Consider the following 23544-nt stretch of genomic DNA (forward strand, 5'->3'; position numbering starts at 1 on the left):
TGCTGCGTCGGGTCGGACGCAGCAGCCACCGTGTCATGCGGCGACGATCGCAGGCGCGGCGGCCGGCGTGTGTCCCGTGCGCGGCTTGTGCGGCCAATGCGGCGGGCAGCGAGGCCGGTCGGCTTCTGCGACAATGCAAAGTTCCGAAATTGTACGAGAAAGTGTGCACACAAGCCGCGCGATGCTTGCATCGGCCGGCATTGGCGTGCACTGTCGCGTGCAGCACATTCCTACACGATACCCTCGCATGCGCCGTTCTCCCGCTTCTTCCGAACCCGCGTCGCTCGCCGGCGCCGGGCCGCGCAACGACTGGCAGACGATCCGCTCGCTGCTGCCCTATCTGGCAACCTACAAATGGCGGGTGATTTTGGCGCTCAGCTGCCTGATCGGCGCGAAGGTCGCGAACCTGGGCGTGCCGGTCGTGATGAAGCGGATCGTCGACAGTCTGGCGCCCGTTCATCAACTGACCGCGCTCGGCCGCGCCGAGCAATCGGCGGGACTCGTGCTCGCGGGTGGCGTGGGCTTGCTCGTGATCGCGTACGCGCTGGTGCGGCTGTCGACGTCGCTCTTCACCGAACTGCGCGAAATCCTGTTTTCGAAGGTGACGGAAAGCGCGGTGAGGCAGCTTGCGCTGCAGGTGTTCCGCCATTTGCACGGCCTGTCTCTGCGCTTTCATCTGGAGCGGCAGACGGGCGGCATGTCGCGCGACATCGAGCGCGGTACGCGCGGCATCCAGCAGTTGATCTCGTACTCGCTGTACAGCATCCTGCCGACGCTCGTCGAGGTCGGGCTCGTGCTCGGCTTCTTCGTCGTCAAGTACGACGCCTACTACGCGTATGTCACGCTCGCGGCGCTCGTCGCGTACATCCTGTTCACCGTCAAGGTCACCGAATGGCGCACCCACTTCCGGCGCACGATGAACGAACTCGATTCGCGCGCGAACTCGCGTGCGATCGATTCGCTGATCAACTATGAGACGGTCAAGTATTTCGGCAACGAAGAGTGGGAGGCGCAGCGCTACGACGAGAACCTGAAGCGCTACCGGAAGGCCGCGATTCGCTCGCAGAATTCGCTGTCGCTGCTCAACTTCGGGCAGCAGGCGATCATCGGCACGGGGCTCGTGTTCATCCTGTGGCGCGCGACCCAGGGCGTGCTGGCCGGCAAGCTGACGCTCGGCGATCTCGTGCTGATCAACACCTTCATGCTGCAGCTGTACATCCCGCTGAATTTTCTCGGCGTCGTGTACCGCGAACTGAAGCAGAGCCTGACCGACATGGACCGGATGTTCACGCTGCTGTCGGCCGCGCGCGAGGTGGCCGATGCGAAGGACGCGCCCGCGCTGCGGGTGAAGGGCGCGCAGGTCCGGTTCGAGCACGTGAACTTCGCATACGAGCCGGCCAGGCAGATCCTGCACGACGTGCATTTCACGATCGAGGCGGGCACGACCACGGCGGTGGTCGGGCACAGCGGCTCGGGGAAGTCGACGCTGTCGCGGCTGCTGTTCCGCTTCTACGATCTCGACCGGGAGACGGGCGGCGCGATCCGCATCGACGGACAGGACATCCGCGACATCACGCAGGATTCGCTGCGCGCGTCGATCGGCATCGTGCCGCAGGACACCGTGCTCTTCAACGACACGATCTATTACAACATCGCCTACGGCCGGCCGTCGGCGGGCCGCGACGAAGTGCTCGCGGCCGCGCGCGCCGCGCATATCCACGACTTCATCGAGAGTTTGCCGAAAGGCTATGACACGCCGGTCGGCGAGCGCGGGCTCAAGCTGTCCGGCGGCGAGAAGCAGCGGGTCGCGATCGCGCGCACGATTCTCAAGAATCCGCCGATCCTGCTGTTCGACGAGGCGACGTCCGCGCTCGATTCACGGTCCGAGCGCGCGATCCAGCGCGAACTCGAGCAGATCGCGCGGCACCGCACGACGCTCGTGATCGCGCACCGGTTGTCGACGGTCGTGCATGCGGAACAGATCATCGTGATGGACCACGGGCGCATCGTCGAGCGCGGCACGCATGCCGAACTGGTCCAGGCGGACGGCCTGTATGCGCAGATGTGGGCGCTGCAGCAGCAACGCGCCGCCGCGGGTGGGGAGGCGGAGGCGGTTTGATGCGCGACGGGGCGGTTGACGCGATGCGGTCCGCTCGGCGCGGAGGCGGGCCGGCCGCGGTGCCCGTGGTGCCGCCTGGCGTCCCTCGACGCTAGCCGCCCGCCTTCAGCCGCGCATCGAGTTCACCCAGTTGCGCGGGCGTGCCGACGTTGGTCCATGAGCCGGCATACCGTTCGCCCGTTGCCCGTCCGGCGGCAATCGTGTCGCGGTAGTAGGGGGTGAGCGGCCGGCGCGTACCGGCGGCGAGACCGCGGAACATCCGTGTGTCGTACAGCGCGATGCTGCCGAACGTGAGACGCGGTGCGCCTTCGAGCGCGAGATGGCCGTCGTCGCGCAGCACGAAATCCCCGGCGGGGTGGAACGGCGGGTTCGGCACCATCACGAGATGCATGCCCGGCTCGGGCGACGCGGCCAGCCGCGCCGCGTGCTCGCGCAGCGACGCGTAGTCGAACGCGTCATACAGGTCGCCCGCGACGCCGATGAAGATCCGGGACGCACCGTCGGTTTCGAGCAGCGGCAGCGCCCGCGCGATGCCGCCTGCCGTCTCGAGTGCTTCGCCTTCCGGCGAATAGCGCAGTTGCACGCCCCAGCGCGAGCCGTCGCCGAGCGCCGCCTCGATCTGGGCGCCGAGCCACGCATGGTTGATCACGATGGTGCGGATGCCGGCGGCCGCCAGCCGCTCGATCTGCCAGACGATCAGCGGTTTGCCGCCGGCTTCGAGCAGCGGCTTGGGGTGGAGATCGGTGAGCGGGCGCATCCGTTCGCCGCGCCCGGCGGCGAAGATCATCGCCGTGTCGAGGGTGTGCGTCATGATCAGAACGTATAGCCGACGTCGGCCGTTTTGCCTTCGAGGTCGTCGAGCAGGCGCGCGAACGGCGCGAGGGGCCGGTAGCGGCGCGACACCTTGCGCGCATAGTCGAGAAAGCGCGGCAGGTCGCCGAGATAGACCGGCTTGTGATCGCGATAGTTGATGCGCGCGAACAGGCCGAGCACCTTGATGTGACGCTGCAGGCCCATCCATTCGAGCTGGCGGTAGAACTCGCCGAAATCGGCATCGACCGGCAGCCCGGCCTTGCGGGCCTTTTCCCAGTAGTACGCGAAGCAGTCGAGCTCGAATTCCTCGTCCCAGCTGACGAACGCGTCGCGCAGCAGCGACACGACGTCGTAGGTCAGCGGTCCGTAGACGGCGTCCTGGAAGTCCAATACCCCCGGGTTCGGCTGCGCGACCATCAGATTGCGCGGCATGAAGTCGCGCAGCATGTAACCCTGCGGCTGCGCGCGGGCGCTCGCGACCAGCAGCGCGAACGTGCGGTCGAGCACGCCGCGGGCATCGTCCGTCAGGGCGCGGCCGAGGTGCCGGCCGACATACCATTCCGGCATCAGCTCCATTTCGCGGCGCAGGAATGCCTCGTCGAACGGCGGCAGCACGCCTTCGCGGGATGCGAGCTGCCAGCGGATCAGCGTGTCGAGCGCGTCGCGCAACAGCGGGCGGGCCGCCGGCGGATCGGCCGGATCGAGCACCGAGATGTACGACGTGCGCCCGAGATCGGTCACCAGCATGAAACCGGCGTCGAAATCGTGTTCGAGCACCTTCGGCGCATGGATGCCCGCTTCGGCCAGCAACTGGGCGACCTGTGCGAATTCGCGGCACTTCTCGGGCGGCGGCGCATCGACCGCGATGACCGAGCGCTGCGGTTCGGCGCCGCTCGCGAGGCGGAAATAGCGGCGAAAGCTCGCGTCGGCGGAGGCGGGCGCGAGCGTGGCGGGATCGAGGGCGTAGCGGTCGGCCAGCGGGGCCAGCCAGGCGGATAACAGGGCGAGGCGGGAGTCGGCGGCAGGGGCTGTCATTGAAACTCGGGGGAGGGAATAACGTCTTGCCATATAATACCCCACGACTTTTTTGACGCGTCCCGTGTCAATCCTCGCCGGCGCAGGTTTGCAGCCCGCTTCGCCGTTCGCCCGATCGCTTCCCCTGGTGTGCGCCTGTCGCAGTCACGGTTCGATTGCGCGGCCCGCGATGTGCAGATGCTTGGCTTGACGGGGCCGATTCGCCCAACGATAGATGCCGCCTAAACCGTTCTTCCCGATTGTTCCCTCTTGCGATGCCGCGCCGCGCAAAAGGCGGCTTGCGGTCGCGCTCCTGGCCGTCCCGGGCCTCGTGCCGGCGGTATCCCAGGCCCAATTGTCGGGCGCGGCGGCCGAGCCGCAGCCGATCGGCACGCCATGGGATCTGCGCCTCGCGCCCCAGCTCGAAGAGCGTCCGCTGAAAGCGGGCAGCAAGCCCGCGACGTTCGTGATCGCGGATCACACGAGCGGCACCGCCGAACAGGATCTCGCCGCGAAGGGCTCGGCCGAGATCCGGCGAGGCAGCGCGGTCGTGAAGGGTAGCGCGATCCATTACGACGAGGACACCGACCTGGCCGACGCGTACGGCCAGGTGAAGGTGGTCAACGGCGGCACGGTATTCGCCGGCCCGGAGGCGCACCTGAAGGTCGAGGCGAACCAGGGCTTCATGACCACGCCGAAGTACCATTTCACGGCGACGGGCGGCTCGGGCAGCGCGGAACAGGTGCAACTGCTCGACAGCGAGCGGTCGGTGTTCACCAACGGCACCTACACGGCCTGCCAGTGCGAGACGAAACCGGCCTGGTACATCAAGGGCAGCGAATTCCAGTTCGATACGGGCGCGGACGAAGGCGTCGCGAAGAACGGCGTGCTGTTCTTCCAGGGCGTGCCGATCTTCGGCAGTCCGTGGCTGGCGTTCCCGCTGAGCGACGCGCGGCGCAGCGGGCTGCTGCCGCCGGTCTTCTCGCTCAATTCGAACAACGGCTTCTCGCTCGCGCTGCCGTACTACTTCAACATCGCGCCGAACCGCGATCTGACGGTGACGCCCGAGATCATCTCGAAGCGCGGCGTCTTCACGCATGCGACGTTCCGCTACCTGTCGCCGACCTATTCCGGCACGTTCACGGGCGAGTTCCTGCCGAACGACCGTATGACGAGGACCAACCGCTACGCGATCTACTGGCAGCACCAGCAGAACTTCGGCAACGGTTTCGGCGGGTACATTGCTTACAACAAGGTTTCGGACAACACCTATCCGGAAGACCTCGGCGCGACCAACCAGTTCGTCAACGGCACGCAGACGCTATACCAGCAGGAAGCGGGGTTGACGTACAACAACGGCCCGTGGTCGGTGCTCGCGCGCTACCAGCACTGGCAGACGCTGGTGCCGTCGGTGGCGCCGTACGGCCGCGAGCCGCAGTTGAACGTCAAGTTCGCGAAGTACAACGTCGGCGGTTTCGATTTCGGCGCGGAAGCCGACTACACGCACTTCCGGATCACCACCGCGGACCTGCCGGAAGGCGACCGCGTGATGTTCAATCCGTACATCTCGTACGGCGTCTACGGCCCCGGCTACTTCGTGGTGCCGAAAGTGCAGATGCACATGGCGTCGTACGACCTGACGAACACGGCGGGCGGTGTGCCGGGGCAGCCGAAGCGCTTCACCTATTCGATCCCGACCTTCAGCTTCGACACCGGGCTGATCTTCGATCGGTCCGTCCGGCTGTTCGGCCAGGATTTCATCCAGACGCTCGAGCCGCGCCTGTACTACGTGTACACGCCGTACCGCAACCAGTCCGATGCGCCGCTGTTCGATACGGCGGAGTCCGACTTCGGGTTGGCGGAAATCTTCACGCCGAATACCTATGTCGGCAACGACCGGATCGCCGACGCGAACCGGCTGACCGCGGCGCTGACCACCCGCTTCATCGATCCGGCAAGCGGCGACGAGCGCGCGCGCTTCGTGATCGCGCAGCAGTACTACTTCTCCGATCAGCGCGTGACGCTGCAGCCGACGCAGACCACCGCGCAGGCCCAGCATTCGGACCTGATCCTTGGGGCGTCGATCAAGCTCGGCGCGGGTTTCGCATCGGAAACGGCCTTCCAGTACAACGCCGACAATAATCAGCTCACGAAATCGAGTATCGGTTTCGGCTACAGTCCGGGCGAGCGCCGCGTGATCAACGTCGCGTACCGCTATACGCGGGCCAACACGACGCTCGAAAATACCCCGATCAACCAGATCCTCGTGTCGGGCCAGTGGCCACTGACCCGACGGCTCTACGCGATCGGTCGCTTCAACTACGATATGGCCAGCCATCGGGTGGTCGACGGGCTCGTCGGCTTACAATACGATGCCGATTGCTGGGCGCTGGGCGTCGGCGCGCAGCGCTTCGCGAATGGCGTGAATTCGTCGAACCAGCAAACTACGACCACCCGGTTCATGGCGCAGTTGACGCTGAAGGGGTTGACGAGCATCGATAACGGCCTGGTGTCCGCATTCAAGGCCGGCGTGCCGGGTTACACCCCGCTGCCGCCTGCGCCGCCGCCGCTGTCCCGTTTCAGCAATTACGAGTAAAACCGCCAATGAAACGCCCGCGGCAAGCGGCGCCGGCACCGGATCAGCCCGATTTCAATGGAGTACCTGTGGCAATGAAGAAAAACCTTCGCTTCGTGGCAGCCATGTCCTGCATGGCCGTGCTCGCGTCGTTCCTGACCGTCACGCCGGCCTCGGCGCAGGCGCTGAGCTCGCCCGGCGCCACGCTCGCCGACGAAGTCGTCGCGGTGGTCAACAACGACGTCATCACCGGCCGCGAGCTGGACCAGCGCGTCGGCCTGATCTCGCGCCGCCTGCAGCAGCAGAACGCGCCGGTGCCGCCGCTCGATCAGTTGCGCGAGCAGGTGCTGAATCAGATGGTGCTGGAGCGTATCCAGGTGCAGAAGGCGAAGGACGACGGCATCTCGGTCGACAATGCGACCTTGCAGGCGACGCTGCAGCGCCTTGCGCAGGCGAACAACATGTCGCTCGACCAGTACAAGTCGCGCCTCGAGGCGCAAGGCGTGCCCTGGGACATCTTCGTGCGCGACGCGCGCACCGAGCTGATGCTTTCGAAGCTGCGCGAGAAGGAAGTCGACAGCAAGATCACGGTGTCGGACGCCGAAGTCGCGAGCTACATCGCGAGCCAGCGCGGGCCGAGCGCGGGCCAGCAGCAGGATCTGCGGCTCGAGCACATCTTCGTGAAAGCAGCGACCAACGCGCCGCAGGCCGACATCGACGCGGCGCAGAAGAAGGCCGACGGCCTGCTGCAGCAAGCGCTCGCGCCGGGGGCCGATTTCGAGCGTCTCGCGAAGAACAATTCCGAAGCGGATGATGCGAAGAAGGGCGGCGATCTCGGCTTCAAGTCGCCGTCGACGCTGCCGCCCGACGTCGTGCAGGCGGCATCCAGCCTGCGCCCGGGCCAGGTCAATCCCACGCTGATCCGCGTGCCGGACGGCTTCGAGATCGTGCGGCTCGTCGACCGTCGCCAGAGCCAGAACCCGTCGGCCGCGTCGCCGAAGATCGTGCAGACCCACGTGCGGCACATCCTGCTGCGCGTCGGCGAGGGCAAGTCGGAGGCGCAGGCGCGCCAGCAGTTGATCGATATCCGCAAGCAGGTCGAAGCGGGCGGCGATTTCGCGAAGTTCGCGAGTACCTACTCGCAGGACGGCTCGGCGTCGCAGGGCGGCGATCTCGGCTGGATCAGCCCGGGCGAGACCGTGCCTGAATTCGAGCGCGCGATGAACAACCTGCAGGACGGCCAGATCAGCAATCCGGTACGCAGCGAGTACGGCTACCACCTGATCCAGGTCCTCGGCCGTCGCGACGCGGAAGGCTCGGTGCAGCAGCAGATGGATATCGCGCGTCAGGCGATCGGCCAGCGCAAGGCCGAGCAGGCGTATGCCGACTGGCTGCGCGAGCTGCGCGATTCGTCGTACGTGCAGTACAAGCTCGGCCAGTTCCGTTGAAGCTGTTTCGATGACCCGCTCTTCGTCACCGCTGCGCATCGCGATCACGACCGGCGAACCCGCCGGGGTCGGCCCCGAGCTGACGCTCCGGGCGCTCGCGGATGCAGCGGACCGCTGGCCCGACGCGCACTTCACCGTGCTGGGCGATGCCGGCCTGCTCGCGCAGCGCGTGCAGGCGGCGGGTGTCGACTGGGCGGCGCTGACGGCCGGCGAGCGGGTGAGCGTCGCGCATCGCGCGCTCGCCGTGCCCGCCCAGGCCGGGCGGCTCGATGCGGCGAACGGGCGCTATGTGCTCGACCTGCTCGACGCGGCGATCGACGGCGCCGTCGCCGGCCGTTTCGACGCGATCGTCACGGCACCCCTGCAGAAGAGCACGATCAACGATGCCGGCGTGCCGTTCACCGGCCACACGGAGTATCTGGCGGAGCGCACGCAGACGCCGCGCGTCGTGATGATGCTGGCGGGCACGGGCGAGCGCCCGCTGCGGGTCGCGCTCGCGACCACCCACCTGCCGCTCAAGGACGTCTCGGCGGCACTGACCGTCGACGGCCTGGTCGATACGCTCTCGATCATCGCGCACGACCTGCGCAGTTATTTCGGGCTGGCCGCGCCGCGGATCCTCGTGACGGGGCTCAATCCCCACGCGGGCGAGAACGGTTATCTCGGCCGCGAGGAAATCGACGTGATCGAGCCCGCGCTGGAACGCGTGAAGGCGCGGGGCATCGATGCCCGTGGGCCGTATCCCGCCGATACGCTGTTTCAGCCGCGTTATCTCGAGCATGCCGATTGCGTGCTCGCGATGTTCCACGATCAGGGTCTGCCGGTTCTCAAGTATGCGACGTTCGGTGAAGGCATCAACGTCACGCTCGGCTTGCCGATCATCCGCACGTCGGTCGATCACGGCACCGCGCTCGATCTCGCGGGCACGGGCCGCGCGGATGCGGGCAGCCTGATCGCGGCGCTCGATACCGCCGTCGCGATGGCGCGCCACCGGCGCGCCGGCTGAATCCTTTCCCGTTTCACCGGTTTTCTATCTTTCGATGTCGAACAGCAGACAGCATCAGGGGCATTTGGCGCGCAAGCGCTTCGGACAGAACTTTCTGGTCGATCACGGCGTGATCGACTCGATCGTTGCCGCGATTCGCCCCGAGCGCGGCGAGCGGATGGTCGAGATCGGGCCGGGACTCGGCGCGCTGACGGGACCCGTCATCGAGCGGCTGGCCACCCCGGAATCGCCGCTGCATGCGGTAGAACTCGATCGCGACCTGATCGGCCGCCTGCAGAAGCGCTTCGGCGCGCTGCTCGAACTGCATGCGGGCGACGCGCTCGCGTTCGACTTCGGCGCGCTGGCGCTGCCGGGCGCGCAGCCGTCGCTGCGCGTCATCGGCAACCTGCCGTACAACATTTCGAGTCCGCTGCTGTTTCATCTGGTGTCGTTCGCGGAGCGGGTCGTCGACCAGCATTTCATGCTGCAGAACGAAGTGGTCGAGCGGATGGTGGCGGAACCCGGGACCAAGGCGTTCAGCCGGCTGTCGGTGATGCTGCAGTACCGTTACGTGATGGACAAGCTGATCGACGTGCCGCCCGAATCGTTCCAGCCGCCGCCGAAGGTGGACTCGGCGATCGTGCGGATGATTCCGTTCGCCCCGCACGAACTGCCCGCAGTCGACCCGGCCGTGCTCGGCGAAGTGGCGACCGCGGCGTTCTCGCAGCGCCGCAAGATGTTGCGCAACACGCTCGGCGCCTACCGCGACGCGGTGGATTTCGATGCGCTCGGCTTCGATCTCGCGCGCCGCGCGGAGGATGTGAGCGTAGCCGAGTACGTGAGCGTCGCGCAGGCCGTGAAGGCGAGCCGCCCGGACGCCTGACGCGCGCTCAACGGGGGCGTGCCGGCGTTTCCCCGCTCCATGCCATGCCCCCTTGGGCGGCACGACTGCCGGTCAGCGTGGCCGGGGCGACGGCGCGTTGACGAGCGCGATCCCGGCAAGCACCAGCGCGGCCGCTGCCAGAAAGCGCCCGCCGACCGATTCCCCGAGCAGCAGCACGCCGAAGCTCACGCCGAACAGCGGCGACAGGAACGTGAAGACCGACAGCCGCGACGCCATGTACTGCGTGAGCAGCCAGAACCACACGAGATAGCTGACGAACGCGACGATCACCGATTGATACGCGAGACTTGCGACGGTCAGCGGCGTCAGGTGCACGAACCTGACCTGCCCGAGCGCCGAGGCGAGCGCCAGCAGCAGCACGGCCGAGACCGCGAGCTGATAGAAGAGGGCCTTGCTCGCGCTGGCCCGCGCGAGCGACGTCGAGCGCACCACGACCGTGGTCGCGGCCCACATCACCCCGGCCAGCACCCCGAGCGCATCTCCGGCAAGCCCAGCCAGGGACGAGCCCTGCGCCGGGCGCGCGAAGCCGTCGGCGAACGCGACCGCGATGCCGACGAACGCGAGCGCGACCCCCGCCCATTGCGGGCCGCGCATTTTTTCTCCGGGCGTGAACAGGTGCAGGCCGAGCGCGGTGAAGCATGGCGCGGTATAGAGAAAGATCGCCATCCGCGACGCGCTCGTCAGCGTGAGGCCGAAGAATACGCAGACGAACTCGCCGGCGAACAGCGTGCCGGCCGCGAGCCCCGGGCCGAACGTGCGGTCCGCGTCGAAGAGCGGCGTGCCGCGCGCACGGGCCCACGCCCACACGAGCAGTGCCGCGACCGCCGAGCGCAGGCCGGCCTGGAAGAACGGCGGGACGGCGGTATTGGTGCTCTTGATCGCGACCTGCTGCAGGCCCCAGATCGCGCACAGCGCGAGCATCACGGCGATCGCGCGGGTGTCGGGGGTGCGGCGGGCGGGCGCGAAGGCAACCGTACTCATCGGCACATCCGGTTCGCGGACGGCAAGTCAGCGCGTTCGAGCGGGTCGACGCGTTCGGAGAGGATCGTAGGCACGGCGCAGCAGCCGGTCGGCCGGCTGTCGGAAAAGTTGGAATCGGAGCGCAAAAAGCGGGAATCGGACAGGGCGCGTGGGTGACGCGGTGGCCTGACCGCATCCCGAGCGTTTCGTGCCGGGATGAGTGGCGACGATCTTAACTGATCGCGCCGCGCGCCGCATGACCGGCGTGATTGCCCGAGGCCGGGGGATGGACGGTGCGGGGCCGGGCCGGGCGAAATCCGCGAGGGTCTGGTAAATTCACCACTCCAAGAAAGTCCCCACGGAGTACAAGATGCGTTTGCTTCACACGATGCTGCGAGTCGGCGATCTCGACCGCTCGATCCGGTTCTACACCGAGTTGCTCGGCATGAAACTGCTGCGCCGCCAGGATTACCCGGAAGGCAAGTTCACGCTCGCGTTCGTCGGCTACGACGAAGAGAGCCGGGGCACGGTGCTCGAGCTCACGCATAACTGGGACACGCCGTCGTACGACCTCGGCAACGGCTTCGGGCATCTGGCGGTCGAAGTCGACGATGCGTACAAGGCGTGCGAACTGATCAAGGCGCAGGGCGGCAAGGTGACGCGCGAGGCGGGGCCGATGAAGCACGGCACGACGGTGATCGCGTTCGTTGAGGATCCCGACGGCTACAAGATCGAGTTCATCCAGCGCAAGAGCCACTGAGGCAGCGGCCGCGGCAGGACGCGCCACGCGTCATGGCCGGGCTGCGCCGGCCCGCCGAGGGCGCGCGCAGCCCGGTCGGGGATGACCGTCATCCAGGCAGGCTTGCCGCGCGAGGATACCGACCGGCCGCCGGCCGACCCCTTCACAGCGCCGGCAACAGTTCCGGCGGGTGGTGCTTGAGCGTATGCCGCGCTTCGCGGAATTCCGGAAAGATCGACTCGACCGTCTGCCAGAACGCCGGACTGTGGTTCATCTCGCGCAAATGCGCCAGCTCGTGCGCGACGACGTAGTCGACGATCGACATCGGGAAGTGGATCAGGCGCCAGTTGAGCCGGATCTTGCCGTCGCTCGAACAACTGCCCCAGCGCGTCGCCGCCGACGATAGCGCGTACGCGGTATAGGTCACCCCCAGCTTCTCCGCGTAGACCGCGAGGCGTTCGCCGAAGATGCGCTTCGCCTCGCCCTGCAGCCACCCCTGCACCCGATCCTTGATCTGCTGGTCGTCCGCGTGCGCGGGCAGCCCGAGCGCGAGTACCGATTTGTCCGCGTCATAGCCCAGCGCGCCGCCGGCGGAGGCGAGCACGATGCCGACCGGCTTGCCCAGATACGGGATCTGCGCGCCTTCGCGCCAGTCGATCTGCGGCAGCGCCCGCTGTTCGGTGCGGGTTTGCCATTCGGCGAGCTTCGCGAAGATCCAGCGCCGTTTCTCGGCGATCGCCGCTTCGATGTCGGCGAGCGTGACCCAGCGCGGCGCGGTGATGGTGAGACCGGTGCCGTCGATCACGAAGCCGATCGTGCGGCGAGCGGAGCGTTTCAGCCGGTATTCGAGCACGCGGCCGTCGAGCGGCAGCGAGCGGACGCGGGAGCGGTCGTGAGCGGGAGGCGGAGAAGCGGGCGGCTGTGCGGCCGGCGGCGGTGCCGCCGCCGGCCCTTCGAAGAGCGGCAGGTCCAGCTGGCGGTGATCGAGCGCCACGACGGCTGGCCGTGGCCTGGGACGCTTGGGCATCAGTTCGCTTCGTTTGGCAGTGCGCAATGGGTGCAACTCGCTTGACTCAGATACGTGCGGCGTCTGCCGATGGGGCGGCGCTGCCGCCTTCGTGCCGGTAGGCGGCGGGATCGATGCGGCGCATTTCCGCTTCGATCCAGGTTTCGACGCGTTCGTTCAGTTCGTCAGGCGTGAGGCCTTGCGACTCGATCGGCTTGCCGATCGATACCGTCACTATACCGGGATACTTGACGAACGAATTGCGGGGCCAGACGCGGCCCGCGTTGTGGGCGATCGGCACGACCGGTGCGCCGGCGCCGACCGCGAATCGCGTGCCGCCTGTCTTGTACTTGCCTTGCTTGCCGGTCGGGGTGCGCGTGCCTTCCGGGAACATGATGACCCACGCGCCTTCCGACAGGCGCTTCTTGCCCTGACGGATCACCGAATCGAACGCGTTCTTGCCTTCCTTGCGATTGATGTTGACCATGTGCAGCAGGCCGAGCGCCCAGCCGAAGAACGGCACGTACAGCAGCTCGCGTTTGAACACGTAGCAGAGCGGACGCGGCATCAGCGCCGGGAACGCGAACGTTTCCCATGCCGACTGATGCTTCGACAACAGCACGGCGGGGCCGTCGGGCAGGTTTTCATAGCCCTCGATCCGGTAGCGGATGCCGTTCAGCCAGCGCGCGACGAACAGCGTCGACTTGCACCAGCCGGCCGCCATCCAGTAGCGCGCGTCGGAGCGCATGAACGGAAACGCGATGAAGCACGCGATCGCGTACGGGACCGTGTAGAGGACGAAGTAGAGCAGCAGCAGCAGGGAGCGGACGAGGCGCATCGGCGTGGCTTTATCGTGAGGGAGGATGCGCGGACGGGCGCATCACTCCTGATGTTGGGAAAGGAAATCCAGCGCGAATGCGCGCAGGTCGTCGTGAACGCGCGTGCCGTCGGGCAGGTTGCCGGCGGCGAGCGTCTTTCTGCCCTTGCCGGTCAGTACCAGGTGCGGCTGGAAGCCGAGCGCGGCGCCGGCCTGCAGGTCGCGCAGCGCATCGCCGACCATCGGCGTGTCGGCCGGCTCGATCTCGAAGCGCTCCGCGATCATCTTCATCATGCCGGGCTTCGGCTTGCGGCAGTCGCAGTGATCCTCGGCCGTATGCGGGCAGAAGAACACCGCGTCGATCCGCGCGCCGACCGCCGCCGCCGCGCGATGCATCTTCAGATGCATCGCGTTCAGCGCGGCCATGTCGAACAGGCCGCGGCCGATACCCGACTGGTTGGTCGCAACGACGACGCGATAGCCGGCGTGATTCAGCCGGGCGATCGCCTCGAGGCTGCCGGGCAGCGCGATCCATTCGTCGGGCGTCTTGATGAACGCATCCGAATCGACGTTGATGACGCCGTCCCGGTCGAGGACGACGAGCTTTTTGCTGGAGCTGGTCGGCATCGTCGTGGCCTTTAAGCGGCGAGTTTCGAAATGTCCGCGACGCAATTCATCTGCGCGTGCAGCGCCGACAGCAGCGCGAGGCGGTTCGTGCGCAGTGCGGGATCGTCGGCGTTCACCATCACGTCGTTGAAGAACGTATCGACCGGCGCGCGCAGCGCGGCGAGCGCCGACAGCGCGCCCGTGTAGGCGTGCGCTTCGAGCTGCGACTGCACGTGCGGCGAGACCTGCGTGAGCGCATCGTGCAGCGCCCGTTCGGCCGGCTCGACCAGCAGCGCGGCCTGCACCGCGCCCGGCGCGCCGCCGTCCGATTTCTTCAGGATGTTCGAGATCCGCTTGTTCGCGGCGGCGAGCGCGTCCGCCTCGGCGAGGCGCGTGAATTCGCGCACCGCGTCGAGCCGGGCGACGAGATCGTCGACGCGGGTCGGGTTGAGGCTCAGCACCGCGTCGATTTCGCCCGCCGTGTAGCCGCGTTCGCGCAGCAGCCCGCGCAGGCGGTCGATGAAGAACGCGTAGATTGCGTCGTTCGATGCCGCGACGTCCGGCACCGAGGCGAACTGCGCGTACGTGGTGTCGAGCAGCCGCTTGAGGTCGAGCGGCAGCTGTTTTTCGAGCAGCAGGCGCAGCACGCCAAGCGCGTGGCGGCGCAGCGCGAACGGATCTTTCTCGCCGGTCGGCGCGAGGCCGATGCCCCAGATGCCCACGAGCGTTTCCAGTTTGTCGGCGAGCGCGACGGTGGTGCTGACCGGTTCGGCCGGCAGCGCGTCACCCGAGAAGCGCGGCCGGTAGTGCTCGGCACACGCGAGCGCGACCGCTTCCGGCTCCCCGTCGTGGCGCGCGTAGTAGGTGCCCATCGTGCCCTGCAGCTCGGGGAACTCGCCGACCATGTCGGTTTGCAGGTCGGCCTTTGCCAGTCGCGCGGCGCGGCGCGCGAGCGCGGCGTCGGCGCCGATCGCGGGCGCGATCTCGCCCGCCAGCGCCTCGAGACGCTCGACGCGCTGCAGCTGCGAGCCGAGCTTGTTGTGATACACGACGTTCGCGAGCTGCGGCACGCGCTCGGCGAGCGCTTTCTTCTTGTCTTGCTCGAAGAAGAATTTCGCGTCGGCGAGACGGGGCCGCACGACACGCTCGTTGCCTTCGACGATTTCGTCCGGCGTCTTCGTCTCGATGTTCGAGACGATCAGGAAGCGCGAACGCAGCTTGCCGGCCGCATCGGTGAGCGCGAAATATTTCTGGTTGGTCTGCATCGTCAGGATCAGGCATTCCTGCGGCACCTGCAGGAATTCGTCCTCGAAGCGGCACGGATAGACGACCGGCCATTCGACGAGCGACGTCACCTCGTCGAGCAGCGATTCGGGCATCACCACTTCGTCGCCGTCGGCGTGCGCGTGCAGGTGGGTGCGGATGGTTTCCCTGCGATCGGCGAAATGGGCGATCACGCGGCCCTTGTCGCGCAGCGTGTCGGCGTAGCCGCCGGCGTGGGAGATCGCGACGAGGCCGTCCGACAGGAAGCGGTGGCCGAGCGTGGTGTCGCCGGCGTCGATGCCGAACGCGCTGACCGGCACGATCCGGTTGTCGTGCAGTACCGTCAGACGATGCACGGGGCGCACGAACTGCACGTCGCTGCCGTCGGGACGCTGATATGTCATGACCTTCGGAATCGGCAGCTTCGCGAGCGTGTCGTCGAGCGCGCTCTGCAGGCCGTCGGCGAGCGTCGCGCCGGCCGCGGCGTAATTGACGAAGAAGGCTTCGGCCTTGCCGTCCTGCGCGCGTTCGAGATCGGCGATGGAGAGCGTCGGGAAGCCGAGCGCGGCGAGCTTCTTCGCGAGCGGCGCGGTGGGCTGGCCCGCCGCATCGAGGGCGACCGATACGGGCAGCACTTTTTCGCGGACCTGCTTTTCCGGCGCGACGGCGCGCACGTTCTGCACGACGACGGCGAGGCGGCGCGGCGTCGCATAGCGTTCGAATACGAGGTCGCCGTCGATCAGGCCGCGTGCGGCGAGGCGTTGCGCGATGCCTTCGGCGAACGCGTCGCCGAGGCGCGCGAGCGCCTTCGGCGGCAGCTCTTCGGTCAGCAGTTCGACGAGCAGGGGAGCGGGATGGTTTTGCGTCATGGTAGGGAAATCTCGTCAGTCCTGATCGATCTTGCGTTCGGCCTTGAGGGGCGGCGCCCAGGCGGGCTGCGCGGCTTCCTGGGCGTCGGTGGTGAGGCCCGGCACGCCCGGCACCGGGTTGCCGATCATCGGGAAGCCGAGCTTCTCGCGCGACGCGTAGTACGCCTGCGCGACAAGCCGCGACAGCGCGCGGATCCGGCCGATGTAGGCCGCGCGCTCGGTGACCGAGATCGCGCCGCGCGCGTCGAGCAGGTTGAACGTATGGCCGGCCTTCAGCACCAGTTCATAGGCGGGCAGCGCGAGCTGCGCGTCGATCATCCGCTTCGCTTCCGCTTCGTAGTTGTTGAAGAACGTGAACAGCAGGTCGACGTTCGCATGCTCGAAGTTGTACGTCGACTGCTCGACTTCGTTCTGATGATAGACGTCGCCATAGGTCAGGCGGCGCAGTTCGGGGCCGTTCGGACCCTGCTCTTCCCACTCCGTCCAGATCAGGTCGTAGACGTTCTCGACCTTCTGCAGATACATCGCAAGGCGCTCGAGGCCGTAGGTGATCTCGCCGAGCACCGGCTTGCAGTCGAGGCCGCCGACCTGCTGGAAATAAGTGAACTGGGTCACTTCCATGCCGTTCAGCCACACCTCCCAGCCGAGGCCCCACGCGCCGAGCGTCGGGTTCTCCCAGTCGTCCTCGACGAAGCGCACGTCGTTCTGCTTCAGGTCGAAGCCGAGCGCGGCGAGCGAGCCGAGATACAGGTCGAGAATGTTTTCCGGCGCGGGCTTCAGCACGACCTGATACTGGTAGTAGTGCTGCAGACGGTTCGGATTCTCGCCGTAGCGGCCGTCCTTCGGGCGGCGCGACGGCTGAACGTAGGCGGCGCGCCACGGCTCGGGGCCGATCGCGCGCAGGAACGTATGGACGTGCGACGTGCCGGCGCCGACTTCCATGTCGATCGGCTGGAGCAGGGCGCAGCCCTGCTTGTCCCAGTAGGACTGGAGCGTCAGGATGATTTGCTGAAACGTAAGCATGAGAGGCCTTCGTGGCGCTGAGCGCTGCTTTTCGCGGGCGGCGGCGCGGGGGATGCCCGCCACGCCCCCCGCGCGGCGCGCGGCTTGGGTGTGCTGAAACGCGTAATTTTACCGGATCGGCGCGCGGATGCGGCCGGACGACCGCCGAGTGCCGGCGCGGGCTCGTGCGCATCGCGCGAAATCCGGCGGCAAATGGCGTGCAAACGGCCGGGAAACGCGGGAAAACCCGCTGCGGCCGGGTTGCTGCGCCTGGGAATTTTCCGATGCCGAAAGGCGCGGCGGCTGCGCGAGACGATCGACAGTGCGCGCCGCCGAGCCGTTAAGATGATCGGGTTCCCGCCGATAGGGCTCCAGACCATGACCGTCACCGATTCCGAGTTCCCGCTGCTGCCGCCGTTCATCGCGTTTCTCCGCCATGCGGTGGCCGCGGACCAGGACGGTCGCGCCGATGCGCGGTCGCTCTGGCTCGACGCAGCCGCGCATCTGCATGCCGTCGACGACGATGCGCTTCGGCAGCTCACGATCGCGCTCGTCCGGGCCGGCCGCGCGGAGGCGGCGGTCGAGCTGGCCGGCGTCTACCGGCAGCTTCGGCCGGCCGCACCGGCGGCAGGTTTCAACCTCGGCTATGCGCTGCAGATGGCGGGGCGTCACGGCGACGCGATCGCGCCGTATCGCCGCGTGCTCGCGGACGCGCCCGACTGGCCTTCGCTGCGCAACAATCTGGCGATCGCGATTCGTCTGGCCGGCGGCGATCCGGCCGAGGAGCTGGCGCTGCTCGAACGCGCGGTGGCCGTCAACGCGCGCGACGATCAGGCATGGGTCAATCTTATCGTCGCGCGGCTCGCCCGCTTCGATCTCGACGGCGCGTTGCAGGCGGCGGACACCGCGCTCGCGCTGACGCCGGACAATCCGCTCGCGCTGAATAACGCGGCGACCGCCTGCAAGGAGGCCCAGCGCTGGGACGACGCCGAGCGCTACACCGTGCGTGCGTGCGAGCGTGCGCCCGACGATCTGTCGTATCGCTTCAATCTGGCGATCCTGCATCTGGTGCGCGGCAATTACGCGCTCGGCTGGCCGGAGCACGAGGTGCGCTGGCAGGGCTCCGGCGAACTGCGCGGCAAGCTGCCCGCGCTGTCCGGCCCGCGCTGGCGCGGCGAGCCGCTGGCCGGCAAGACGCTGCTGGTGTGGGGCGAGCAGGGGATGGGCGATCTGCTGCAGTTCTGCCGCTATGTGCCGCGTCTGGCCGAACGGGTTCGCCGCGAAGGCGGCCGGCTCCTGTGGAATGCGTTCCCGCAGATGGGCGAACTGCTCGTGCGCAGCCTCGGCGGCGCGGTCGACGGCTATAGCGCCGGCGGCGGCGTGGCCGGACTGCCGGCGTTCGACTATGAGCTGCCCCTGATGAGCGCGCCGTGGATGCTGGATCTCGGCGCCGAGCCGCTGGGCGAAATGGTGCCTTACCTGCATCCCGAACCGGCCGCGCGCGACGCGTGGCGGGCGCGGCTCGACGCCGACGCGGCAGGTGCGCGGCGCCTGAAAGTGGGGCTTGCCTGGACGGGCAGCCTCACGCATCAGCGCAATCCGTTCCGGCGGGTCGGGCTCGAGCGCTACGCGGCCGCGTTCGGCGGGATCGACGGGGTGACGTTCTATTCGCTGCAGCCGGGCGCCGGGCAGGACATCGCGGCGGCACGGGCCGCCGGCTTTTCGGTCATCGACCATACCGACGGGCTGCGCAACTTCGACGATACGGCGGCGCTGATCGGCGCGCTCGATCTGGTCGTGACGGTATGCACGTCGATCGCGCATCTGAGCGGCGCGCTCGGCCAGCGCACCTGGGTGCTGCTCGACGTGAATCCGCACTGGCCGTGGCTGCTCGAGCGGCGCGACAGCCCCGCGTATCCGAGCGCGACGCTCTATCGGCAGCGCCGCTTCGCGCAGTGGGAGCCGGTGATGGAAGAGGTGGCGCGGGATCTGCGCGCGCTCGCGGCGTCCGCCGGCTGAGCGCGCCGACGGAGCCCGGGGTTCAGCCGCGCCGGCGCAGGCCCGGGCCGAACGCGAAACCGAACGCGAGCAGCACGAGCGACAGCGCGAGCACGGTGTTGTTGCCGCTCGTCACGTACGGGGTGTTGCCGGTCGTGCCTTCGACGCGTACATCGAGGACGCCGATCGTGAACGGCTTGAGCCGGCCGATCACGCGACCTTGCGCGTCGATCGCGGCCGTCATGCCGGTATTGGTCGCGCGCAGCATCGGCCGACCGGTTTCGAGCGAACGCATGCGGGCGATCTGCAGGTGCTGGTCGAGTGCGATGGTGTCGCCGAACCAGGCCAGGTTCGTCACGTTGACGAGCACGCCGGGCGGCTGCGGATTGTCGCGGATGGTCGCGGCGATTTCCTCGCCGAAGATATCCTCGTAGCAGATGTCCGCCATCACCGGCTGGTTGTGCACCATGAACGGTTTCTGCACCGGCGCGCCGCGCGCGAAATCGCCGAGCGGCATCTTCATCAGGTCGACGAACCAGCGGAATCCCCATGGAATGAATTCGCCGAACGGCACCAGATGATGCTTGTCGTAATGGTAGATCTGCGTCGAATTGGGCGTGACGCCGTACAGGCTGTTCGTGTAGTCGACGATCCGGCCGTCTTCCAGGACGGTGCCGCCGATCGCGCCGAACAGTACCGCCGAACCGGTCGAATCGCTGAAGTGGCGCACCGCGCGCGCGAACGGCTCGGGCAATTCCTGGATCATCACCGCGATCGCCGTCTCGGGCGTGACGATCAGGTCGGCGGGCTTCTCGGTGATCATCTTCTGATACATCGCGATCGCCGCGACGATGCCGGCTTCCTCGAACTTGACGTCCTGCTTCACGTTCCCCTGCAGCAGCCGCACGGTGAGCGGCGCGTTGGCGGGCGTGGTCCACGGCACGAACGGCAGCGCGAGCCCGCCCGCGACGAGCGCGGCCGCGATCAGCACCGGCGCGGCGACGTCCGCGCGGATGCCGCGCCGGCCGTCGCGCGATGCCGGGCCGCGTCGCGCGTGCGCGAGCGCCTGCACGACGAGCGCCGCGAACAGCGCGAGCACCCAGCCGACGCCGTAGACGCCGGCGATCGCCGCGTAGCCGGCGAACGGTCCGTCGACCTGCGGGTAGCCGCTCGCCAGCCACGGGAAGCCCGTGAACAACGTACCGCGCAGCCATTCGCCGAGCGCCCACGCGCTGGCGAACGCGAACGCGCCGTGCCAGGTCGGCGAGAACGGCCGTGCGTCGGTGGCGCGCCCGTTGCCGCCATGCCCTGCGCACCACGACCACAGCGCCGCGGAAAGAGCGGGATAGACCGACAGATACAGGCAGAACAGCACGAGCGCGCCGCCGGCGATCGGGGCGGCCATTTCGCCGTACACGTGCATGCTGATGTAGAGCCACCAGATGCCGGTGATGAAGTTGCCGAACCCGAATGCGCCGCCCGTCAGCGCGGCGCGTGCCCAGCTCGTCGTGCGCGTGAGCTGCGCGAAGAACCAGACGAACACCAGGAGCTGCAGCCAGCCGCCGTGCGGCGTGGGCGCGAACGACAGCGTATTGGCCGCGCCCGCGAGCAGCGCGGCGGGGTAATGCCAGCCCGGCAGCCCACGGCCGCTCGCGGAGAGGGAAGCGCCGCGCTGCGAGCGGGACGGGATCGGATCGGCCATGCGGTGCGTCGGGCGTACGGGTCGGTTAAGGGGGCGGGAGCAGGGGTCAGTCGTCGCCGGCCGATTCGCTGCGGCGGCCCGCGAGCGGATCGCGGCGTACCAGCAGCACGTGGATCTGGCGGGCATCGCCGCGCTGGATCTCGAAAATCAGGTTGCCGAGGCGGACTTTCTCGCCGCGATGCGGGACGCGGCCGAAATGGTGCGTGATGAGGCCGCCGATCGTGTCGACTTCCTCGTCGGAGAGCTGGGTACCGAACGTCTCGTTGAACTGTTCGATCTCGGTGAGCGCGCGCACGCGGTAGCGGCCGTCGGGCGCGGAGATGATGTTGCCGCTTTCCTCGTCGAAGTCGTATTCGTCCTCGATGTCGCCGACGATCTGTTCGAGCACGTCCTCGATGGTGATGAGGCCCGCGACGCCGCCGTATTCGTCGACGACGATCGCGAGGTGGTTGCGGTTCACGCGGAAGTCGTGCAGCAGTACGTTGAGGCGCTTCGACTCCGGAATGAACACGGCGGGGCGCAGCATGCCGCGCACGTCGAATTCGTCTTCGGCGTAGAAGCGCAGCAGGTCCTTCGCGAGCAGTACGCCGATGACGTTGTCGCGGTTTTCCTCGTAGACCGGGTAGCGCGAGTGCGCCTTCTCCAGCACGAACGGGATGAAATCCTCGGGTTTGTCGGCGATGTTGAGCGCGTCCATCTGTGCGCGGGGCACCATGATGTCGCGTGCGCACAGTTCGGAGACCTGGAACACGCCTTCGATCATCGACAGCGAGTCGGCGTCGATCAGGTTGCGTTCGTGCGCGTCCTGCAGGATTTCGAGCAGCTCGCCGCGGGAATCGGGCTCGGGCGAGATGAAGTCGGTCAGACGCTCGAGGAGCGAGCGTTTTTCATGCGGTTTGTCGGTAGATTTTCGACTGGGATAGGAATCGTTCATGGTGGTGCGCCCGGCTTGATCGGCGGGCGCGCTGTCACGGAATAGGGAAGGATACACCAAGGGCGTGGCGGCGCCGTGTCGGGCTGCCGGGGCGGATTCGACCCGGCATTACGACGGACGTTCACCCTGCTTTCAACGCGGGCAACACGCCCCGCGCCTGTGGGCATCGTAGCGCATAAACGGGCCGTCGCGCAGGGCCGGCCCTCGTGTCGCCGGCGCTCGCCTGCCTCGAGCCGGGCCGCTCAGCGGCAACGCGCGAGCAGCGCCTCGAGTGCGCGGTCGGGAATTCCGCTGTCGCGGAGCGCGGCGACGGTACGGCTCACGTAGTCGAGCGTCGTGCCGTAGCGGCCCTGCGCGCAGTCGAGCACGGCCTTGACGACGTCGTCGGTCAGCTTGCCGGTATAGGTCGGCGCGTCGCGCCGCATCACGAAGGCCAGCGCCGGTACCCGCTCGCCGTTCGCGAGCATGCACGGCAGCCAGGCGGGACGGTACGAGCCCATCGGCATTTCGCGCTTCCACAGGGTTTCGAGGTGCGGCAGCGCGGTCGCGCCGGCCAGCCGGAACGCGATGCCGGTGCAGGAGCCGCCGCGATCGAGCGCGAGCACGAGCCCCGGCTGCTCCGGCGTGCCGCGGTTCACGCGGGACCACAGATACAGGCCCCGGTGATAGCCGTGTACCTTCGCGCGGACGGCGTCGGTGACGGGCAGCCCCGGGTTCCAGATCAGCGAGCCGTAGCCGAACAGCCACAGGTCGCGCCGGCCGTCCCAGCCGGCGAGCGTCGCGGCGAGCGAGGCGGCCAGCTCGGTGTCGGAGAGGAGCCGCGCATCGCCGAGCGACGGCGGATAGGCTTCGTGCTGAAGAGCGAGGTCACTCACGGCAGGCGCGCGGGGCGGGGCTTACTGATAGGGGTTCGGAAAGCCGAGTTTCGCGAGGATGTCGATTTCGAGCGCTTCCATTTCGGCGGCGTCCGCGTCGCCGGCCTCGTGGTCGTAGCCCTGCGCATGCAGCGCGCCGTGTACGAGCAGGTGCGCGTAGTGGGCGATCAGCGGCTTGCGCTGCTCCTTCGCCTCCTTTTCGACGACCGGGCAGCACAGCACGAGATCGCCGACCACCGCGCCCGTCGGCGAATCGCCGTACGCGAAGGTCAGCACGTTGGTCGCGTAGTCCTTCTTCCGGTAGCCGGCGTTCAACGCGCGGCCTTCCTTCGCGCCGACGAAGCGCACCGTGAGTTCGGCGTTGTCGAAGATCGCGGGCGCGAGCCATTCGGCGATCAGCTTGCGCTTCGGCAGCGTCTTGCGAATCGCCGACGTGATTTCCTCGCCGAACTGCACAGACAGATCGAACTCGGGTTCCGCCTGCGCTTCACCTTCGGCCGCGTCGGCCGGATCGATGCCCTCGCGGTCCGGCTCGGGCTCCGCGCCGACTTGCAGCGTCACGCTGTCGTAGTGCTCCGGGCGCAGCGCGAGCGTCGCGCGCTGCGCGGGGTCGGCGTGCTGCGCGACGATCGCGACCGCCGCTTCCCCCGAACTGCCGGACAGGTCGAACATCAGGCTGCGGCCGTCGGGAAAATCGATGCGCAGCGCCTGCGCGGCGACCGCCTTGACTTTGCCTTTCGCGTCGAACAGCGACAGGCGCGGGAATTCGGAGGCGGCCGGGGCCGCGCGTTTGGACTGGGCAGTGCGTGACGATTTCATGGTGCGGGCGTCGAATTGAACGGGCTGAGGATACACCAAATGGATCGGCGGACCGGGCCGCCGGCGGGCCGAACGCGCAGCGCGGCGGGTGCGGCC

19 protein-coding genes are annotated in these 23544 nt (G+C 67.8%); 7 read left to right on the forward strand and 12 right to left on the reverse strand.

The genetic code is table 11. The features are described 5' to 3' along the window. Positions 1-247 precede the first annotated feature (247 nt). Entirely contained in the window at positions 248-2119 is a 1872-nt protein-coding gene (locus tag RZR99_RS30230) for an ABCB family ABC transporter ATP-binding protein/permease (protein ID WP_323123437.1), read from the forward strand. A gap of 91 nt (positions 2120-2210) precedes the next feature. Here the strand turns inward: RZR99_RS30230 and murU are convergent, their stop codons facing one another. Together murU and RZR99_RS30240 are read right to left on the reverse strand one after the other, a co-directional pair. Further along, the gene (gene murU / locus RZR99_RS30235; RefSeq protein ID WP_323123438.1) at positions 2211-2930 is read right to left on the reverse strand and encodes an N-acetylmuramate alpha-1-phosphate uridylyltransferase MurU; all 720 of its coding nucleotides are present in this window, start codon (positions 2928-2930) and stop codon (positions 2211-2213) included. A 2-nt stretch (positions 2931-2932) separates the two neighbouring features. Continuing rightward, complete coding sequence (locus RZR99_RS30240; protein ID WP_323123439.1) at positions 2933-3967, reverse strand: aminoglycoside phosphotransferase family protein; 1035 nt, start codon at positions 3965-3967, stop codon at positions 2933-2935. A gap of 214 nt (positions 3968-4181) precedes the next feature. Between RZR99_RS30240 and RZR99_RS30245 the strand changes: the two genes are divergently transcribed. The 4 genes from RZR99_RS30245 to rsmA all read left to right on the forward strand — a co-directional run bounded on the left by RZR99_RS30245 (position 4182) and on the right by rsmA (position 9837). Then, positions 4182-6542: an LPS-assembly protein LptD gene (locus tag RZR99_RS30245; RefSeq protein ID WP_323123440.1), complete on the forward strand. Its 2361-nt coding sequence runs from the start codon at positions 4182-4184 to the stop codon at positions 6540-6542. Between the two features lie 74 nt (positions 6543-6616). Beyond that, positions 6617-7969 (forward strand): peptidylprolyl isomerase, encoded by a 1353-nt coding sequence (locus RZR99_RS30250; protein ID WP_323123441.1) that lies wholly within the window; start codon positions 6617-6619, stop codon positions 7967-7969. A 10-nt stretch (positions 7970-7979) separates the two neighbouring features. Next, complete coding sequence (gene pdxA, locus RZR99_RS30255; protein WP_323123442.1) at positions 7980-8975, forward strand: 4-hydroxythreonine-4-phosphate dehydrogenase PdxA; 996 nt, start codon at positions 7980-7982, stop codon at positions 8973-8975. 34 nt (positions 8976-9009) lie between these two features. Beyond that, the gene (gene rsmA, locus RZR99_RS30260; RefSeq protein WP_323123443.1) at positions 9010-9837 is read left to right on the forward strand and encodes a 16S rRNA (adenine(1518)-N(6)/adenine(1519)-N(6))-dimethyltransferase RsmA; all 828 of its coding nucleotides are present in this window, start codon (positions 9010-9012) and stop codon (positions 9835-9837) included. A gap of 72 nt (positions 9838-9909) precedes the next feature. Here rsmA and RZR99_RS30265 read toward each other — a convergent pair whose 3' ends face one another. Further along, positions 9910-10839: a DMT family transporter gene (locus tag RZR99_RS30265; RefSeq protein ID WP_323123444.1), complete on the reverse strand. Its 930-nt coding sequence runs from the start codon at positions 10837-10839 to the stop codon at positions 9910-9912. 349 nt (positions 10840-11188) lie between these two features. Between RZR99_RS30265 and gloA the strand changes: the two genes are divergently transcribed. Next, positions 11189-11578, forward strand: a complete 390-nt coding sequence (gene gloA / locus RZR99_RS30270; protein ID WP_323123445.1) for a lactoylglutathione lyase — start codon at positions 11189-11191, stop codon at positions 11576-11578. A gap of 142 nt (positions 11579-11720) precedes the next feature. Here the strand turns inward: gloA and RZR99_RS30275 are convergent, their stop codons facing one another. Genes RZR99_RS30275 through glyQ form a run of 5 tightly spaced genes read right to left on the reverse strand, consistent with a single transcriptional unit; the run spans position 11721 to position 17141 of the window. Further along, a complete protein-coding gene (locus tag RZR99_RS30275) occupies positions 11721-12584 on the reverse strand; it encodes a M48 family metallopeptidase (RefSeq protein WP_323123446.1) in 864 nt (287 codons plus the stop codon). A 46-nt stretch (positions 12585-12630) separates the two neighbouring features. After that, a complete protein-coding gene (locus RZR99_RS30280; protein WP_323123447.1) occupies positions 12631-13401 on the reverse strand; it encodes a lysophospholipid acyltransferase family protein in 771 nt (256 codons plus the stop codon). A 42-nt stretch (positions 13402-13443) separates the two neighbouring features. Next, positions 13444-14007 carry a D-glycero-beta-D-manno-heptose 1,7-bisphosphate 7-phosphatase gene (gene gmhB / locus RZR99_RS30285; protein WP_323123448.1) on the reverse strand — a complete coding sequence of 188 codons (564 nt, stop codon included), beginning with the start codon at positions 14005-14007 and terminating at the stop codon, positions 13444-13446. An 11-nt stretch (positions 14008-14018) separates the two neighbouring features. Further along, the gene (gene glyS, locus RZR99_RS30290; protein WP_323123449.1) at positions 14019-16118 is read right to left on the reverse strand and encodes a glycine--tRNA ligase subunit beta; all 2100 of its coding nucleotides are present in this window, start codon (positions 16116-16118) and stop codon (positions 14019-14021) included. A 15-nt stretch (positions 16119-16133) separates the two neighbouring features. Further along, positions 16134-17141, reverse strand: coding sequence for a glycine--tRNA ligase subunit alpha (gene glyQ / locus RZR99_RS30295; protein ID WP_323123450.1), 1008 nt, complete (start codon positions 17139-17141; stop codon positions 16134-16136). 357 nt (positions 17142-17498) lie between these two features. Between glyQ and RZR99_RS30300 the strand changes: the two genes are divergently transcribed. Then, positions 17499-19139, forward strand: a complete 1641-nt coding sequence (locus RZR99_RS30300) for a tetratricopeptide repeat protein (protein ID WP_323123451.1) — start codon at positions 17499-17501, stop codon at positions 19137-19139. Positions 19140-19161: 22 nt separating this feature from the next. Here the strand turns inward: RZR99_RS30300 and lnt are convergent, their stop codons facing one another. The 4 genes from lnt to ybeY form a co-directional block, all read right to left on the reverse strand. Continuing rightward, positions 19162-20820 carry an apolipoprotein N-acyltransferase gene (gene lnt, locus RZR99_RS30305; protein ID WP_323123452.1) on the reverse strand — a complete coding sequence of 553 codons (1659 nt, stop codon included), beginning with the start codon at positions 20818-20820 and terminating at the stop codon, positions 19162-19164. A 46-nt stretch (positions 20821-20866) separates the two neighbouring features. Then, positions 20867-21754, reverse strand: coding sequence for an HlyC/CorC family transporter (locus RZR99_RS30310; RefSeq protein ID WP_323123453.1), 888 nt, complete (start codon positions 21752-21754; stop codon positions 20867-20869). 242 nt (positions 21755-21996) lie between these two features. Next, on the reverse strand, positions 21997-22629 hold the full coding sequence (locus tag RZR99_RS30315) for a gamma-glutamylcyclotransferase (protein ID WP_323123454.1): 633 nt from the start codon (positions 22627-22629) through the stop codon (positions 21997-21999). 21 nt (positions 22630-22650) lie between these two features. Further along, complete coding sequence (gene ybeY / locus RZR99_RS30320; RefSeq protein ID WP_323123455.1) at positions 22651-23448, reverse strand: rRNA maturation RNase YbeY; 798 nt, start codon at positions 23446-23448, stop codon at positions 22651-22653. Between the last annotated feature and the right edge of the window lie 96 nt (positions 23449-23544).

The organism is Burkholderia alba (assembly GCF_034721475.1).
GTDB lineage: Bacteria > Pseudomonadota > Gammaproteobacteria > Burkholderiales > Burkholderiaceae > Burkholderia > Burkholderia alba.

Coding starts and splice junctions, on each gene's coding strand:
- RZR99_RS30230 (WP_323123437.1), top strand. CDS start 248: ATGCGCCGTTCTCCCGCTTCTTCCGAACCCGCGTCGCTCGCCGGCGCC.
- murU (WP_323123438.1), bottom strand. CDS start 2,930: ATGACGCACACCCTCGACACGGCGATGATCTTCGCCGCCGGGCGCGGC.
- RZR99_RS30240 (WP_323123439.1), bottom strand. CDS start 3,967: ATGACAGCCCCTGCCGCCGACTCCCGCCTCGCCCTGTTATCCGCCTGG.
- RZR99_RS30245 (WP_323123440.1), top strand. CDS start 4,182: ATGCCGCCTAAACCGTTCTTCCCGATTGTTCCCTCTTGCGATGCCGCG.
- RZR99_RS30250 (WP_323123441.1), top strand. CDS start 6,617: ATGAAGAAAAACCTTCGCTTCGTGGCAGCCATGTCCTGCATGGCCGTG.
- pdxA (WP_323123442.1), top strand. CDS start 7,980: ATGACCCGCTCTTCGTCACCGCTGCGCATCGCGATCACGACCGGCGAA.
- rsmA (WP_323123443.1), top strand. CDS start 9,010: ATGTCGAACAGCAGACAGCATCAGGGGCATTTGGCGCGCAAGCGCTTC.
- RZR99_RS30265 (WP_323123444.1), bottom strand. CDS start 10,839: ATGAGTACGGTTGCCTTCGCGCCCGCCCGCCGCACCCCCGACACCCGC.
- gloA (WP_323123445.1), top strand. CDS start 11,189: ATGCGTTTGCTTCACACGATGCTGCGAGTCGGCGATCTCGACCGCTCG.
- RZR99_RS30275 (WP_323123446.1), bottom strand. CDS start 12,584: ATGCCCAAGCGTCCCAGGCCACGGCCAGCCGTCGTGGCGCTCGATCAC.
- RZR99_RS30280 (WP_323123447.1), bottom strand. CDS start 13,401: ATGCGCCTCGTCCGCTCCCTGCTGCTGCTGCTCTACTTCGTCCTCTAC.
- gmhB (WP_323123448.1), bottom strand. CDS start 14,007: ATGCCGACCAGCTCCAGCAAAAAGCTCGTCGTCCTCGACCGGGACGGC.
- glyS (WP_323123449.1), bottom strand. CDS start 16,118: ATGACGCAAAACCATCCCGCTCCCCTGCTCGTCGAACTGCTGACCGAA.
- glyQ (WP_323123450.1), bottom strand. CDS start 17,141: ATGCTTACGTTTCAGCAAATCATCCTGACGCTCCAGTCCTACTGGGAC.
- RZR99_RS30300 (WP_323123451.1), top strand. CDS start 17,499: ATGACCGTCACCGATTCCGAGTTCCCGCTGCTGCCGCCGTTCATCGCG.
- lnt (WP_323123452.1), bottom strand. CDS start 20,820: ATGGCCGATCCGATCCCGTCCCGCTCGCAGCGCGGCGCTTCCCTCTCC.
- RZR99_RS30310 (WP_323123453.1), bottom strand. CDS start 21,754: ATGAACGATTCCTATCCCAGTCGAAAATCTACCGACAAACCGCATGAA.
- ybeY (WP_323123455.1), bottom strand. CDS start 23,448: ATGAAATCGTCACGCACTGCCCAGTCCAAACGCGCGGCCCCGGCCGCC.